This window comes from Micromonospora sp. WMMD723 (assembly GCF_049863385.1).
Taxonomy (GTDB): domain Bacteria; phylum Actinomycetota; class Actinomycetes; order Mycobacteriales; family Micromonosporaceae; genus Micromonospora; species Micromonospora wenchangensis.
In genome coordinates, this window is the sequence record NZ_JBMKNR010000001.1 from 1001759 (window position 1) to 1016808 (window position 15050).

Below are 15050 nucleotides of genomic sequence, written 5' to 3' on the forward strand. Positions count from 1 at the left end.
CCGTCGGGGCCGTCCGGAGGCGGCGAGTTCCGTGATCCACCGCCGTGCGGCCCCGATCCGGTCTAGCCTCGGCGCAGGGACGCGACCGAAGTCGTGGCACCGATCGCCCGGAGGAAGCCGTGAACGCTCCGTACCCACCGCCACCGGCCGCGGCCGGGCGGGACCGCACCACGCTCTGGGGGGTGCTCGGCATCGTCCTCGGCCTGATCTGCTGCGGCATCCTGGGCATCATCTTCGGTTACCTGTCGATCCGCGACGCCAAGCGGTACGGCCAGTCGCCGGTCCTCGGCTACCTGGCGATCGCGTTCGGCGTGATCAACATCATCGGCACGGCGATCTGGCGGGCCAGCGGGAACTACCCGCTCTGGAACAACTGAGGGGGCCGACCGTCTCCGGTCGACCCCCTCGGTCGGTACGTCGTTCGCCCGGTGCGGGCCCACCGGCTCAGTGGCCGGACATCAGCTCCCGCATCAGCTTGGCGGTCTCGGTCGGGGTCTTGCCGACCTTGACGCCGACCGCCTCCAGCGCCTGCTGCTTGGCCTCGGCGGTGCCCGCCGAGCCGGAGATGATCGCGCCGGCGTGCCCCATGGTCTTGCCGGGGGGCGCGGTGAAGCCGGCGATGTAGCCGACCACCGGCTTGGTGACGTTGTCCTTGATGAACTCGGCGGCCCGCTCCTCGGCGTCGCCGCCGATCTCGCCGATCATCACGATCGCGTCGGTGTCCGGGTCGGCCTCGAACGCGGCGAGCGCGTCGATGTGGGTGGTCCCGATGATCGGGTCACCGCCGATGCCGACGCAGGTGGAGAAGCCGATGTCGCGCAGCTCGTACATCATCTGGTAGGTCAGCGTGCCGCTCTTGCTGACCAGACCGATCCGGCCGGAGCCGGTGATGTCGGCCGGGATGATGCCGGCGTTGGACGCGCCCGGCGAGGCGATGCCGGGGCAGTTCGGCCCGATGATCCGGGTCTGCTCGCCCCTGGCCACGTTGTACGCCCAGAACGAGGCGGTGTCGTGCACCGGCACGCCCTCGGTGATGACCACGGCGAGCGGGATGCCCGCGTCGATCGCCTCGACCACGGCGCCCTTGGTGAACTGCGGCGGTACGAAGATCACCGTGACGTCCGCACCGGTCTCCCGCATCGCGTCCGCCACGGAGGCGAACACCGGCAGTTCGGTGCCGTCGAAGTCGACGGTGGTGCCGGCCTTGCGCGGGTTGACCCCGCCGACGACGTTGGTGCCGGCGGCGAGCATCCGCCGGGTGTGCTTGGACCCCTCGGAGCCGGTCATCCCCTGCACGATGACCTTGGATTCCTTGGTCAGCCAGATCGCCATCGTCAGACCCCCGCAGCTGCCAGCTCGGCGGCCCGCTCGGCCGCGCCGTCCATGGTGTCGACCCGCTGCACCAGCGGGTTCCCGGCGCCGTCGAGGATCGCCCGACCGGCCTCCGCGTTGTTGCCGTCGAGCCGGACCACGAGCGGCTTGGCGACCTTCTCGCCGCGCTCCTCCAGCAGGGCCAACGCCTGGATGATGCCGTTGGCGACCTCGTCGCAGGCGGTGATGCCGCCGAAGACGTTGACGAAGACGCTGCGCACCGACGGGTCGGAGAGCACGATCTCCAGTCCGTTGGCCATCACCGCGGCGCTCGCGCCGCCACCGATGTCGAGGAAGTTGGCGGGCTTGACGTTGCCGTGCCGCTCGCCGGCGTAGGCCACCACGTCGAGGGTGGACATGACCAGACCCGCGCCGTTGCCGATGATGCCGACCTCGCCGTCGAGCTTGACGTAGTTGAGGTCCTTCTCCTTGGCGGCCTGCTCCAGCGGGTCCACCGCGGCCTGGTCGACCAGGGCCTCGTGGTCCGGGTGCCGGAAGCCGGCGTTCTCGTCCAGGGTGACCTTGGCGTCGAGCAGCAGCAGCGTGCCGTCGCCCGTCTTGGCCAGCGGGTTCACCTCGACCAGGGTGGCGTCCTCGGCGACGAACGCCTTCCACAGCCCCACCGCGACCGCGACGACCTGGTCGGCGACCTCGGCCGGGAACCCGGCCGCGTCGACGATCTCCCGGGCCTTCGCCTCGTCCACGCCCTTGACCGCGTCGATCGGGGCCTTGACCACCTTGTCGGGGGTCTCGGCGGCGACCTGCTCGATGTCCATGCCGCCGGCCACGCTGGCGATGCAGAGGAAGGTGCGGTTCGCCCGGTCGAGCAGGTAGGAGAAGTAGTACTCCTCGGCCACGTCCGCGGTCACGGTGATCATGACCTTGTGGACGGTGTGCCCCTTGATGTCCATGCCGAGGATGTCGGTGGCCCTGGCCACCGTCTCGTCGGTGCCCTCGGCCAGCTTGACGCCGCCGGCCTTGCCTCGGCCGCCGACCTTCACCTGCGCCTTGACGACCACCCGGCCGCCGAGGCGTTCGGCGATCGCGCGGGCCTCCTCCGGGGTCGTGGCGACGCCGCCGGCGAGCACGGGCAAGCCGTGCCGCTCGAACAGGTCCCGCCCCTGGTACTCGTACAGGTCCACGATTGCGCGTCCCGTCCCGTCTCCGCGGCGCGCCGTCGCGCCGCCGCCAGCGTTGTGGAAACTCCGTTGACGCCTGTCATCAGTTGAAACAGGCCATTGGCCGCAGCCTAGCGAGGTGGGCACCGGCGGCAACCGAGCGGGTGCGCGGTGTGCGGTAATGCACAGCGCGCCGTCGGCGACTCGCCGGTGGCACAGATCGGTCCACAGGTTGTCCCACGTAACGCGTAACCCCACCGTACGGGCGTCGTTGAGTCTGATGTCGGAGCGCTGATCAGCGCGAAGACGGGAGCGGCCGATGCCCTGTCGGTCGAGGGGTGGCGGCGGGGCATCGTGCATAGAAGGGCCGGGCGTGTGAGGGGTGCGTCCGGCCCTTCACCCTGCCCGGATTCGGAAGGGCCCTCCCGCCTGGTGCCACCCGGGCCGCGACCCACGCCACCGCACCCCGGCGGTCGCCGGGGTCACGACACGACGAGACGGCGGCGGCCGGAAACCGGCCCACCACCGTCGGCGTACGGACGGGTGCGGCGCACCCGGGGGTCGTCAGGCGACCGGCTGGGCCACGTTGGCGCGGACCCACTCGACGATCGACTGGGTGGTCGCGCCCGGCGTGAAGATCTTCTTGACGCCGATCTCCACCAGCTCGGGGATGTCGGCGTCGGGGATGATGCCGCCGCCGAAGACGACCACGTCCCGCGCGTCCCGCTCGGCGAGCAGCTCCAGCACCCGGCGGAAGAGCGTCATGTGCGCGCCGGAGAGCACCGAGAGGCCGACCGCGTCGGCGTCCTCCTGGATGGCGGTCTCGACGATCTGCTCCGGGGTCTGGTGCAGGCCGGTGTAGATGACCTCCATACCCGCGTCACGCAGGGCACGCGCCACCACCTTGGCACCCCGGTCGTGGCCGTCGAGGCCCGGCTTCGCGACGACTACCCGGATACGAGAGTTCATCAGCGCACACCCTTCACGGCTCCGCGGCTACCAGCTGAACGAACGGTAACCCGGCCCACCGGGTGTGGAGAACCCGGGCCGGACCCCTACCGTCCCCGCCCGCCCCCAGGAAGCCGGACGCCTCCGCCGATCGGTCACTGTGCGCGACGAACGGGCAGGAAGGGGGACAGCCGTCCGGCGTCTGGAGCTATGACAATGATGGACGGAAAGGGACAGAACGAATCGCCGATCCGGGGGCCACGCTTGTGACCGGCGCGGCGGAGGGCTAACGTGTCCACGGTTGTCATCAGGTCCACGGACGGGTGATGACGCGATCAACGATCGTCGGGGCGGCTGCACCGATCGGTCGGAGGTTGCATCGGATCCCCGACAACGGAGGGTGTGCGTGCGCCAGCGCCTGTCGTCTGAGCCCGATAGATATCGCGGCCGTCGCCGTGTACCCACCCCCCCGCGGAGCCGCTACGCGGCGGTCGTGACCACCGCCTTCGTCGGTGCCGGGATCGTCGCGCTCGGCGCGGGGGCGATGCCGGACGCCAAGAGCGTCAGCCCGTCGGTCCTCGACGAGCTGCGGCAGGCCTCGATCACCAGCCAGGACGCCGCCGCCCGCGCCGACGCCGCCGACCGGGCCACCCGCAGCGACGCCCGGGACAGCCAGCCGGGCGTCAGCGAGCAGGACCCGTGGCTGCTGCCCATGCAGGGCTACGACTTCAACTCCCCGTACGGCATGCGCTGGGGCAAGCTGCACACCGGCATCGACCTGGTCGCGCCGGAGGGCACCCCCTACGTGGCCATCCACTCCGGCACGGTCACCAAGGCCGGCTGGTTCGGCGGCTACGGCTACGCGGTGATCGTGCAGCACGCCGACGGCAGCGAGGCCATCTACGGCCACTCCTCCGCGGTGAGCGTGCACGAGGGCCAGCAGGTGAAGGCGGGCGACCAGCTCGGACTGGTCGGCAACACCGGCCACTCCTACGGCGCGCACCTGCACCTGGAGGTCCATGTCAAGGGCCAGCCCCTCGACCCGGTGCCGTGGCTCCAGGAGCGCGGAGTGGACATCAAGCTGCAAGTGGAGGCGTACTACACCGAAGCAGCCGCTTCCTGACGCTCGGTAACGCCTGTTCACCGCCCGGATCTACGGATCCGGGCGGTTTCGTGTGTGGCCAAGTCTGCTGCGTCACACTCCGCAGTGTGACCGAGGCCACGTCCGGCTCACGCCTGGCAACAGGTCAGACGTCACCCCGGCGGGACATAGCCGGGCAGGCCGCCGAGGCATCCGGGTTACCGGCTGGTACCCCTACCCGGCCCGGCGCACTTCGACACCCAGGATGGTCCGGGTCCGAAACCCCCTGAGTAGTTGAAGGTCCACCGTGCTGGAAGACAACAACCGCCCGGACGACGGCACCACCCGCGACCAGAAGTCCACCCGCACCGGCCCCGGAGCCCGGATCTCGGCCGCCGTGGTCCGGCACCGGCGGCGTCACCCGCGGGGCGTACGCACCCTGGCCGTCGGCGTCGCCGCGCTGGTCGGCATCGGCCTGGCCGGGGTCGCCACGGTCACCACCCTCGACCGGGACGACGCCCCGGAACCGGCGGCCGTCGCGCTCGACGCCCGGGAGCGGGCCGAGGCCGCCGCCCGCGCCGACCGGTCCGCCCGCGAGTCGGCCGCCCCGGCCAGCCCCACCGCCGGGCCGACCCCCACCACCGCCAGCCCCGCCCCGACGGCCACGGCGACCCGCAAGGCCGCCGCGAAACCGAAGGTCGCCGCGAAACCGAAGGCCACCGCCAGGAAGGCGACCACGCCGAAGCCGAAGCCGTCCTGGGTGATCCCGATGGCGGGAGCGCAGGTCACCTCCTGCTACGGGCAGCGCTGGGGCACCCTGCACGCCGGCATCGACTTCGCCCTGCCGGCCGGCACCCCGATCCGCGCCGCCGCCGCCGGCACGGTCGTCAAGGCCGGCGACGTCGGCGACGGCTACGGCATCTCGGTCTTCATCGACCACGGCAACGGCTACCTGACCCACTACGCCCACCAGAGCAGCGTGAAGGTCGCCGTCTCCGACCGGGTCGGTGTCGGCGAGGTGATCGGCTACGAGGGCTCAACCGGCGACTCCACCGGCCCCCACCTGCACTTCGAGGTGCACCAGGGGCAGATGTGGAACCAGATCGACCCGGCGCCGTTCCTGCGCGCCCGGGGCATCGACGTGGCCTGCTGAGCCGTACCGCCGACGGGCCCGGCCGGCAGCACGCCGGACCGGGCCCGTCGGCGTCGGCGTCGGCGTCGGCTCAGAGCTTGTCGAGCGGGGCGTGCCGCAGCACCAGCCACATGGTCTGGTCGCCGAAGTCGATCTGCGCGCGGGCGCTCGGCCCGTGACCCTCGACCGCGAGCACCCGCCCCAGGCCGTAGCGCTGGTGGTTGACCCGGTCGCCGGCCGACACCTTCGGCCCCTGCGGCAGCTCGCTTGCGGTGGCCAGCCGGCTGGCGTCCACCCCGAGCCGTTTCGCCAGCTCCGCCGCTCTCGGCGTACCCCCGGTGAAGCCGCTCCGCCCGCCGGGCGCGCGGTCCGCGCGACCCCCGACGCCGCCGCCCCCACCGGCCCACGAGGTGTACGTCCCCTCGGTGCGCTCCCAGCGCACCAGCTCCGGCGGCAACTCCTCCAGGAAGCGCGACGGCGGGTTGTACGACGGCTGCCCCCAGGCCGAACGGGTGACCGCCCGGGACAGGTAGAGCCGCTGCCGGGCCCGGGTGATGCCCACGTACGCCAGCCGCCGCTCCTCCTCCAGCTCCCGGGTGTCGCCCAGCGACCGCAGATGGGGGAAGACGCCGTCCTCCAGGCCGGTCAGGAACACCACCGGGAACTCCAGGCCCTTGGCGGTGTGCAGCGTCATCAGGGTGACCACGCCCTGATGGTCGGGGTCGTCGGAAGGGATCTGGTCGGCGTCGGCGACCAGCGCCACCTGCTCCAGGAAACCGGCCAGGGTGGCCCGCTCGTCGTCGGCACCCAGCGCCTCGATCCGCTCGGTGTACTCCCGGGCGACGCTCACCAGTTCCTGGAGGTTGTCGACCCGGCCGGCGTCCTGCGGGTCGACGCTCTCCTCCAGCTCGGTCAGGTAGCCCGAACGGGTCAGCAGCGCCTCCAGCACCTCCTCCGGGGTGCCCTCCTCGGCCAGCTCACGGGCGCCGTCGAGCAGCGCGACGAACTCGGCGATGGAGTTGGCGGCCCGGGTGGAGATGCCCGGCGCCTCCCGGGCCCGGCGCAGCGCCGCCCCGAAGGAGATGCGCTCCCGGCTGGACAGCGCCTCGACGCACGCCTCGGCCCGGTCGCCGATGCCCCGGCGCGGGGTGTTCAGCACCCGGCGGAGGCTGACCGTGTCGTCGTCGTTGACCACCGCGCGCAGGTAGGCCAGCGCGTCGCGGACCTCCTTGCGCTCGTAGAAGCGCACCCCGCCGACCACCTTGTAGGGCAGGCCGACCCGGATGAACACCTCCTCGAAGACCCGGGACTGGGCGTTGGTGCGGTAGAAGACGGCGACGTCGCCGGGGCGGGTCTCCCCCGCGTCGACCAGCCGGTCGACCTCCCGGCCCACCCAGTCGGCCTCGGCGTGCTCGGTGTCGGCGACGTAGCCGACGATCTGCTCGCCCGCGCCGGCGTCGCTCCACAGCCGCTTGGGCTTGCGGGAGGTGTTCCGGTCGATCACCGCGTTGGCCGCGCTGAGGATGGTCTGGGTGGAGCGGTAGTTCTGCTCCAGCAGGATGGTGCGGGCGTCGGTGAAGTCCCGCTCGAACTCCAGGATGTTGCGGATCGTCGCGCCCCGGAACGCGTAGATCGACTGGTCGGCGTCGCCGACGACGCACAGCTCGGCCGGGGCGAGCCCCTCGGTGCCGGCGACCAGTTCCTTGATCAGGGTGTACTGCGCGTGGTTGGTGTCCTGGTACTCGTCGACCAGGACGTGCCGGAACCGGCGGCGGTAGCTCTCCGCGACGTGCGGGTGCGACTGGAGCAGGTGCACCGTCGTCATGATCAGGTCGTCGAAGTCCAGCGCGTGCGCCTCGCGCAGCCGCCGCTGGTAGAGCGTGTACGCCTCGGCCAGCGCCCGCTCGTTGGGCCCCTTGGCCCGGCCGGCGAACTCCTCCGGATCGACCAGCTCGTTCTTCAGGTTGGACACCTGGGCGGCCAGCCCCCGGGCCGGGTAGCGCTTCGGGTCGAGATCCAGCTCCCGGGCGACCAGCTGCATCAGCCGGCGGGAGTCGTCGGCGTCGTAGATGGAGAAGGTCGACTTCAGGCCGGCGTGCTCGTGCTCGGCGCGCAGGATGCGTACGCAGGCGGAGTGGAACGTCGACACCCACATCAGCCGGGCGCGCGGGCCGACCAGGTGGGCCACCCGCTCCTTCATCTCACCGGCGGCCTTGTTCGTGAAGGTGATCGCGATGATCTCGCCGGGATGGACGTCCCGCGCGGCGAGCAGGTAGGCGATCCGGTGGGTGAGCACCCGGGTCTTGCCGGACCCGGCCCCGGCCACGATCAGCAGCGGCGAGCCGGCGTGGGTGACCGCGTCGCGCTGGGGACCGTTCAGGCCCTCCACCAGGGCCTGCGGGTCGAGGTGGCGGGTCGGGCCCGACCGGCGCGGCGGAACCGACGCGGACTCGGGTGCGGGCGGGGACGCGGGGATGTCGAAGAGAGGATGCATCGCACGGCGAGTCTATGCCGTCGGGCGGACACTTCCCGCCCGCGCACGCCCGACGCGGACCGTGCCCCGCCGCCGCACGCACCCGCGCCCCGCCGACCGGCCGGGACTGAGACGAAGCTGTCACGGCAGCCCCACTGGCATCTTCCGCCCCGAGGCGCGACGATGACCCGGGAAATCCCCGCCTGCTCCCCCGTAGACGACTTGGGAGAACAACCATGAGTCAACCGCGCTCGCGCGGTCGGGCCGTGCTGCGTCACCTCGCCGCGCCGGCCCTCGCCCTGGCCGTCGTGGCCAGCCTGCCCATCACCGGCCGCGCCACCACGCCGCCGGCCGACGCCGCCCCCGGGGCCGGCCTCGCCCCGGTCGCCGTCTCGTACGCCACCGCGACGGGTGGCGAGGTCAAGGGCCAGTTCCTCAGCTACAACGACTTCCACGGCGCGATCGACCCGCCCGGCGGCAGCGGTGCCACCGTCAACGGCACCCCGGCCGGCGGGGTGGAATACCTGGCCACCTGGCTGAAGAAGCTGCGGGCCGAGGCGAAGGCCGAGGGCCGGGTCACCACCACCGTCGGCGCCGGTGACCTGATCGGGGCCACCCCGCTGGTCAGCGCCGCCTTCCACGACGAGCCCACCATCGAGCTGATGAACCAGGTCGGCCTGGACGTCAGCTCGGTCGGCAACCACGAGTTCGACGAGGGCGTCAAGGAGCTGCTCCGGATCGACAAGGGCGGCTGCCACCCGGTCGACGGCTGCCAGGACGGCGACGGCTTCGCCGGCGCGAAGTTCACCTACCTGGCCGCGAACACCATCAACAAGAAGACCAAGCTGCCGATCCTGCCCCCGATCGACGTGAAGTTCGTCGGCGGCGTGCCCGTCGGCTTCGTCGGGGTCACCCTGGAGGGCACCCCGGGCATCGTCAACCCGGCCGGCATCAAGGACGTCACCTTCACCGACGAGGTGCAGACCGCCAACAAGTGGGGTGGCCTGCTCAAGCTGTTCGGTGTCAAGGCGATGGTGCTGCTGGTGCACGAGGGCGGCGCGCAGTCCGCGCCGCCGGCCACCCCGGGCGTCTCCGACTGCAACAACTTCTCCGGCCCGATCGTCGACATCGTCAAGGGCCTGCGGCCGGAGTTCGGCGTGGTGGTCTCCGGGCACACCCACCGCTTCTACTCCTGCTCGCTGCCGAACTCCTCGGGCAAGCCGAGCGTGGTCACCAGCGCCGGCAACAACGGCCAGCTGGTCACCGACATCGACTACTCGCTGGACCGGCGGACCGGCCGGTTCACCGGCATCACCGCGAAGAACGTGATCGTGGAGAACGGCGTGCGCAACGCCGACGGGACCTGGCAGCAGACCGGCGGGGTGTTCGCCAAGAACCCGGCGCTGGTCGACGCGGGCGCGAAGACGCTGGCCGACAAGTACCGCACGGCGGTCGCCCCGATCGCCAACCGGGTGGTCGGGAAGATCAGCGCCGACATCGTGCGGGACGCCCGGCCCAACGGGGAGAGCCCGCTGGGTGACGTGATCGCCGACGCGCAGCTGGCGTACACGAAGGGCGACGGGGCGCAGCTCGCGCTGATGAACCCGGGTGGCGTACGGGCCTCCCTGGCGTACGCGGCGTCGGCCGGTGGCGAGGCGCCGGGCGAGGTGACCTACGGCGAGGCGTTCACCGTGCAGCCGTTCAACAACCTGGTGGTCACCCAGACGTTCACCGGCGCGCAGCTCAAGGACGTGCTGGAGCAGCAGTTCGTCGGCTTCAGGGGGCAGACCACCCAGCGCATCCTCCAGCCGTCGGCGGGGCTGACCTACTCCTACGACAGCACCGCGCCGGCCGGCTCGCGGGTCAGCGCGCTGGCCCTCAACGGCACCCCGGTCGACCCGGCGGCCAGCTTCCGGGTCACCACGAACGACTTCCTCGCCAACGGCGGGGACGGGTTCACCGAGCTGGCGGGCGGCACCGGCCGGACCACCGCCCCCGGCTTCGACGTGGACGCCCTGGTGGCGTACCTGGGTGCCGGCGCGCCGGTCGCCCCCACGGCGGCGGACCGCATCACCCGGCTGGGCTGACCGGCGGGAAGGGCCCCCCGGCGGCGCGTGGACGCGGCGACGGGCGGGCCCTTCCCTCGGCCGTCCGGGTGCTTGCGCGGCCGGTCACCGGTCGGCATACTCGACGACGTGATCGAGCGGCGGTTCTTCTTTTACTACGGCACCGGGAGTCCGGCAGCCGTGGGTCGCGCCTGATCGACAGACCTACGAAAGCCCCGGGCTCGGAGAGCCCGGGGCTTTTTCGTCCCGGGATCCGAACACCGGGCCCGAGACCCGAGGGGTACGACGATGATGACTGACGTGGTGGAGTCCAGCGGTGGCCCCGCGCGGCACGACGATCCGGCCGGGGCGCAGCCCACGGAGGCCGACCCGACCGGAGCCGCGGCCGCCCGTACCGGCACCGGCGACACGGTGGCGGCCGAGCGGATCGTGGCGATCAGGGAACGGATCGACGAGATCGACCGTACGCTGATCGCGCTCTGGCAGGAGCGCGCGGCGCTGTCCCAGGAGGTCGGGGTGACCCGGATGGCCTCCGGGGGCACCCGGCTGGTGCTCTCCCGGGAGCGGGAGATCCTGGAACGTTTCCGCAGTGAGCTGGGGGCCGACGGCACCCAGCTGGCGCTGCTGCTGCTGCGGGCCGGGCGCGGGCCGCTGTAGCGGCGACCCGGCGGGCGTGGGCCGGGTGAACGACGAACCGCCTGCCGCCGTCGGTCCGACGGTGGCAGGCGGCCCGGGTCGTGTCACGCCTCGTGCGTGGCGACGATCTCCCGCTTCTCGGCGAAGTGGCAGGCGCTCGGGTGGTCCGAGCCGGGACGGATCTCCAGCAGCGGCGGCTGCTCGGCGCAGACGTCCTGCGCCTTCCAGCACCGGGTGCGGAACCGGCAGCCCGACGGCGGGCTGATCGGCGAGGGCACGTCACCGGTGAGCCGGATGATCGCCTTGTTCTCCCGCAGCGTCGGGTCCGGCACCGGCACCGCCGACAGCAGCGCCTGGGTGTACGGGTGGGTCGGCCGCTCGTAGATCTCGTCCTCGGTGCCGATCTCCACGATCTTGCCGAGGTACATCACCGCGACCCGGTCCGACAGGTGCCGGACCACCGACAGGTCGTGCGCGATGAACACGTACGACAGGCCCAGCTCGTTCTGGAGCTTCTCCAGCAGGTTCATCACCTGGGCCTGGATCGAGACGTCCAGGGCGGAGACCGGCTCGTCGCAGACGATCACCTCGGGACGCAGGGCGAGCGCCCGGGCGATGCCGATGCGCTGCCGCTGGCCGCCGGAGAACTGGTGCGGGTACCTGTTGATGTGCTCCGGGTTGAGGCCGACCAGGTCGAGCAGTTCCTTGACCTTGTCCCGGCGGCTGCCCCGCGGCGCGACCTCCGGGTGGATCTCGAACGGCTCGCCGATCAGGTCGCCGACGGTCATCCGGGGGTTCAGCGAGGTGTACGGGTCCTGCATCACCAGCTGGATCTGCCGGCGCAGCCGCCGCAGCGCGCCACCGGAGAGCTTGGCGATGTCCTGGCCCTTGTAGTGCACCGTGCCGGCGGTGGGCTTCTCCAGGTTCATCAGGACCCGGCTCAGCGTCGACTTGCCGCAGCCCGACTCGCCCACCACGCCCAGCGTCTCGCCGGCCTTGAGGTCGAACGAGACGCCGTCGACGGCCTTGACCTGGCCGATGGTCTTCTTGAACACGATGCCCCGGGTGACCGGGTAGTGCTTGACCAGGTCACGGACTTCGATGATGTTGTCAGTCACGGTTCACCAGCTCCTCGGCGAAGTGGCAGGCGCTGGCCCGACCGGTGCCGATCTGCAGCAGCGGGGGGACGGTCTCCCGGCACACCGGCTGCGCCATGGGGCAGCGCGGGTTGAACGGGCAGCCCGGCGGGATGTTCATCAGGTTCGGCGGGAGGCCCTTGATGGTGCGGAGCTGCTGCCCCTTCTCGTCCAGCCGGGGGATCGAGTTGAGCAGGCCGAGGGTGTACGGGTGCGCCGGCTTGGCGTACAGGTCGTAGACGTCGGCTTCCTCGACGATCCGGCCGGCGTACATGACCGCGATCCGGTCCGCGACGTCGGCGACCACGCCGAGGTCGTGGGTGATCAGGATCATGCCCATCCGGCGTTCCCGCTGGAGTTCGCCGAGCAGGTCCATGATCTGGGCCTGCACGGTGACGTCCAGCGCGGTGGTCGGCTCGTCGGCGATCAGCACCTCGGGGTCGAGGGCCAGCGACATCGCGATCATCGCGCGCTGCCGCATACCGCCGGAGAACTGGTGCGGGAAGTTGCTGAACCGGCCCTTGGCGTTCGGGATCTTGACCTGGTCGAGCATCTCGATCGCACGCTTCTTGGCGTCGGAGCGGCTCATGCCGCGCCGGACCCGGAACTGCTCGGCGATCTGGAACCCGACGGTGAATACCGGGTTCAGGGCGGAGAGCGAGTCCTGGAAGATCATCGCGATGCCCTCGCCACGGATGCGGCGACGTTCCTCGGCGGACATGGTGAGCATGTCCTTGCCGTGGAAGCGGACCTGACCGCCGGTGACGAAGCCGGGCGGCATGTCCAGGATGCCCATGATGGTCTGCGCGGTGACGCTCTTGCCGGAGCCGGACTCGCCGAGCACGGCGAGGGTCTCCCCCGCGTCGACGTGGTACGTGACTCCGTTGATGACCTTGGCGACGCCGTCCCGGGTGCGGAACTCCACCCGCAGGTCGTCGACCTCGAGCAGCCGACCGGAGGGGCGGCCGGATCCGTCGGCGCCGGGCGCGGACTGCTCGGACACGAGAATGTCGGACACTTCGGTCTCCCCTATCGGAGCTTCGGGTCGAGGGCCTCGCGGACCGCCTCGCCGAGCATGACGAAGCTCAGCACGGCGGTGACGAGGAACGCGGAGGGGAAGAAGAGCAGGAAGGGCGAGACCCGGAGGTAGTTCTGCGCTTCATTGATCATGATGCCCCAGGAGACCACCGGGCTCTGCAGGCCGATACCCAGGAAGGAGAGGGTGGCTTCGGCACCGATGAAGGAGCCGATCATGATCGTCCCGTAGACCAGCAGCGGTGCCAGGCAGTTCGGCAGCAGGTGCTTGAAGATGATCCGGCCGGTGCTGGCACCCATCGCGCGGGCCGCCACGATGTAGTCGGCCTCCTTGGTGGCGAGCACCGAGGAACGCATCAGCCGCATCACCACCGGCCAGCTCAGCAGCACCAGCGAGCCGATCACCAGGAACTTGATCTCCCACTCGCCGTTGTCGGAGCCGGCGCCGTTGAACGTGGTGAGGATGACGATCGCGCCGAGCACGAACGGCAGGCCGAAGAAGATGTCGGTGATCCGGGAGAGCAGGCCGTCGATCCAGCCGCCCTTGTAGCCCGCGATGATGCCGATCGTCCCACCGATCAGCAGGGTCCCGATCGTGGAGAGCAGCGAGACCACGATCGAGGCGTTGGCACCGTAGATCACCCGGGCGTAGACGTCCCGCCCGAGCACGTCGTAGCCGAACCACGCGTCGGCGGAGGGCTCGACCCGGCTGCGGGAGAGCTCGGTGGCAGTCGGGTCACCGGAGGTGAACAACGACGGGAAGGCCGACATCACCACGAAGAGCACGATGAAGGTGGCGGAGATCCAGAACAGCGGCTTACGACGCAGGTCGATCCAGGCGTCGCCAAGGAGGCTGCGCGGCTTCTCCTTCTTGCCCGCCGGGCCCGCGGTGGCCGGGGAACTTGCCTCGGTCAACTGCTCGGGACGGGGCGTGCTCACGATCGAAGCGGCACTCGGGTCGCTCATGCCTGCACCTCGCTGCGCTCGGCGCCGGCCTGGTTGCCCGCGCACACTGCAATGACGATTCGTTCGCTGCTGCGCTCACTCATAGCGGATCCTCGGGTCCAACGCGGCGTAGAGCAGGTCCACCAGCAGATTCATCACCAGGTAGACGAGCACCAGCACGACCACGATGGAGACAACGGTAGCGCTCTCCTTGGTGACGATCGCCCGCAGCACGGTGCGGCCGATGCCGTTGATGCCGAAGATGCCCTCGGTGATGATCGCGCCACCCATCAGCGCGCCGAGGTCGGTGCCGAGCAGGGTCACCACCGGGATCAGCGAGTTGCGCAGCAGGTGGATACCGACCACCCGGCGCATCGGCAGCCCCTTGGCGATCGCGGTACGCACGTAGTCGGCGCGGCGGTTCTCCGCGATGCTGGTGCGCGACACCCGGGCGATGTACGCCATCGACGCGCTGCCCAGCACGAAGCCGGGTAGGAGCAGTTCGGAGATCCGCATCTCGTTGGAGACGGTCGGCTTGACGATGCCCAGCTTCACGCCGAAGAACCACTGGAGCACGAAGCCGACCACGAAGACCGGCAGCGCGATCAGGAAGAGCGTGGAGACCAGGACCAGGTTGTCCAGGAAGCCGTTGCGGCGCAGGCCGGTGAGCACACCGGCGGTGAGACCGATGACACCCTCGATGGCCAGGGCCACCAGGGCCAGCTTGAGGGTGTTCGGGTACGCGGTGGCGATGATCTCGCCGACGTCGCGCCCCGACCAGGTGGCCCCGAAGTCGCCTTGCAGGAGGTTCTTCATGTAGGTGGCGTACTGCACGAACCAGGGCTGATCCAGCTGGAACTTCTCGGTCATCATGGCCCGGTAGTTGTCCGGGCAGCCACGGTCACCGCACTTGCCGGCGAACGGGTCCCCGGGGACCTTCCACACCAGCAGGTAGATCATCAGCGTCGTCCCGATGAACACCGGGACGAGTTGGAGCAGCCGTCTCACCAGATAACGGCCCATGGGGTGGTCCTCCTGACAAGGGGTGCCGGGGGCGGGGGTGCGGCCGACACGGGTGGCGACAACGTGGCGAGGGGTGGGGTGCACCC

Annotated in this window: 13 protein-coding genes; 5 read left to right on the forward strand and 8 right to left on the reverse strand. The window is 70.9% G+C overall.

All coding sequences use genetic code 11. The features are described 5' to 3' along the window. Positions 1-119 precede the first annotated feature (119 nt). A complete protein-coding gene (locus ACN261_RS04500; protein ID WP_281894526.1) occupies positions 120-377 on the forward strand; it encodes a hypothetical protein in 258 nt (85 codons plus the stop codon). 67 nt (positions 378-444) lie between these two features. On the opposite strand, the gene sucD is transcribed toward ACN261_RS04500, so the two are convergent. From sucD to ACN261_RS04515, 3 genes are all read right to left on the reverse strand, one after another. Next, positions 445-1332 carry a succinate--CoA ligase subunit alpha gene (gene sucD / locus ACN261_RS04505; protein WP_421484070.1) on the reverse strand — a complete coding sequence of 296 codons (888 nt, stop codon included), beginning with the start codon at positions 1330-1332 and terminating at the stop codon, positions 445-447. Positions 1333-1334: 2 nt separating this feature from the next. Beyond that, positions 1335-2513: an ADP-forming succinate--CoA ligase subunit beta gene (sucC, locus tag ACN261_RS04510; RefSeq protein WP_204924941.1), complete on the reverse strand. Its 1179-nt coding sequence runs from the start codon at positions 2511-2513 to the stop codon at positions 1335-1337. Between the two features lie 540 nt (positions 2514-3053). Next, positions 3054-3458: a cobalamin B12-binding domain-containing protein gene (locus tag ACN261_RS04515; protein ID WP_088645808.1), complete on the reverse strand. Its 405-nt coding sequence runs from the start codon at positions 3456-3458 to the stop codon at positions 3054-3056. Between the two features lie 385 nt (positions 3459-3843). Between ACN261_RS04515 and ACN261_RS04520 the strand changes: the two genes are divergently transcribed. After that, positions 3844-4560, forward strand: coding sequence for a M23 family metallopeptidase (locus ACN261_RS04520; protein ID WP_145921671.1), 717 nt, complete (start codon positions 3844-3846; stop codon positions 4558-4560). 343 nt (positions 4561-4903) lie between these two features. Then, a complete protein-coding gene (locus tag ACN261_RS04525) occupies positions 4904-5671 on the forward strand; it encodes a M23 family metallopeptidase (RefSeq protein ID WP_425853559.1) in 768 nt (255 codons plus the stop codon). A gap of 70 nt (positions 5672-5741) precedes the next feature. Here ACN261_RS04525 and pcrA read toward each other — a convergent pair whose 3' ends face one another. Beyond that, positions 5742-8144 (reverse strand): DNA helicase PcrA, encoded by a 2403-nt coding sequence (pcrA, locus tag ACN261_RS04530; RefSeq protein WP_421484073.1) that lies wholly within the window; start codon positions 8142-8144, stop codon positions 5742-5744. Between the two features lie 215 nt (positions 8145-8359). Here pcrA and ACN261_RS04535 point away from each other — a divergent pair, with 215 nt between their 5' ends. Then, positions 8360-10210: a bifunctional metallophosphatase/5'-nucleotidase gene (locus ACN261_RS04535; RefSeq protein WP_421484075.1), complete on the forward strand. Its 1851-nt coding sequence runs from the start codon at positions 8360-8362 to the stop codon at positions 10208-10210. Positions 10211-10477: 267 nt separating this feature from the next. Next, positions 10478-10846 (forward strand): chorismate mutase, encoded by a 369-nt coding sequence (locus tag ACN261_RS04540; protein ID WP_204924937.1) that lies wholly within the window; start codon positions 10478-10480, stop codon positions 10844-10846. Positions 10847-10929: 83 nt separating this feature from the next. Here the strand turns inward: ACN261_RS04540 and ACN261_RS04545 are convergent, their stop codons facing one another. The 4 genes from ACN261_RS04545 to ACN261_RS04560 all read right to left on the reverse strand — a co-directional run bounded on the left by ACN261_RS04545 (position 10930) and on the right by ACN261_RS04560 (position 14964). Next, on the reverse strand, positions 10930-11943 hold the full coding sequence (locus tag ACN261_RS04545; protein ID WP_204924936.1) for an ABC transporter ATP-binding protein: 1014 nt from the start codon (positions 11941-11943) through the stop codon (positions 10930-10932). Beyond that, on the reverse strand, positions 11936-12964 hold the full coding sequence (locus ACN261_RS04550; RefSeq protein ID WP_204925028.1) for an ABC transporter ATP-binding protein: 1029 nt from the start codon (positions 12962-12964) through the stop codon (positions 11936-11938). The genes ACN261_RS04545 and ACN261_RS04550 overlap by 8 nt, the downstream gene beginning before the upstream one ends. 26 nt (positions 12965-12990) lie before the next feature. Further along, a complete protein-coding gene (locus ACN261_RS04555; protein ID WP_421484077.1) occupies positions 12991-13962 on the reverse strand; it encodes an ABC transporter permease in 972 nt (323 codons plus the stop codon). Positions 13963-14037: 75 nt separating this feature from the next. Next, a complete protein-coding gene (locus ACN261_RS04560; RefSeq protein ID WP_421484079.1) occupies positions 14038-14964 on the reverse strand; it encodes an ABC transporter permease in 927 nt (308 codons plus the stop codon). Between the last annotated feature and the right edge of the window lie 86 nt (positions 14965-15050).

Bases quoted from the DNA above. Each gene is read 5' to 3' on its own strand.
- ACN261_RS04515 (WP_088645808.1), bottom strand. From the start codon at position 3,458: ATGAACTCTCGTATCCGGGTAGTCGTCGCGAAGCCGGGCCTCGACGGC.
- pcrA (WP_421484073.1), bottom strand. From the start codon at position 8,144: ATGCATCCTCTCTTCGACATCCCCGCGTCCCCGCCCGCACCCGAGTCC.
- ACN261_RS04540 (WP_204924937.1), top strand. From the start codon at position 10,478: ATGATGACTGACGTGGTGGAGTCCAGCGGTGGCCCCGCGCGGCACGAC.
- ACN261_RS04555 (WP_421484077.1), bottom strand. From the start codon at position 13,962: ATGAGCGACCCGAGTGCCGCTTCGATCGTGAGCACGCCCCGTCCCGAG.
- ACN261_RS04535 (WP_421484075.1), top strand. From the start codon at position 8,360: ATGAGTCAACCGCGCTCGCGCGGTCGGGCCGTGCTGCGTCACCTCGCC.
- ACN261_RS04560 (WP_421484079.1), bottom strand. From the start codon at position 14,964: ATGGGCCGTTATCTGGTGAGACGGCTGCTCCAACTCGTCCCGGTGTTC.
- sucD (WP_421484070.1), bottom strand. From the start codon at position 1,332: ATGGCGATCTGGCTGACCAAGGAATCCAAGGTCATCGTGCAGGGGATG.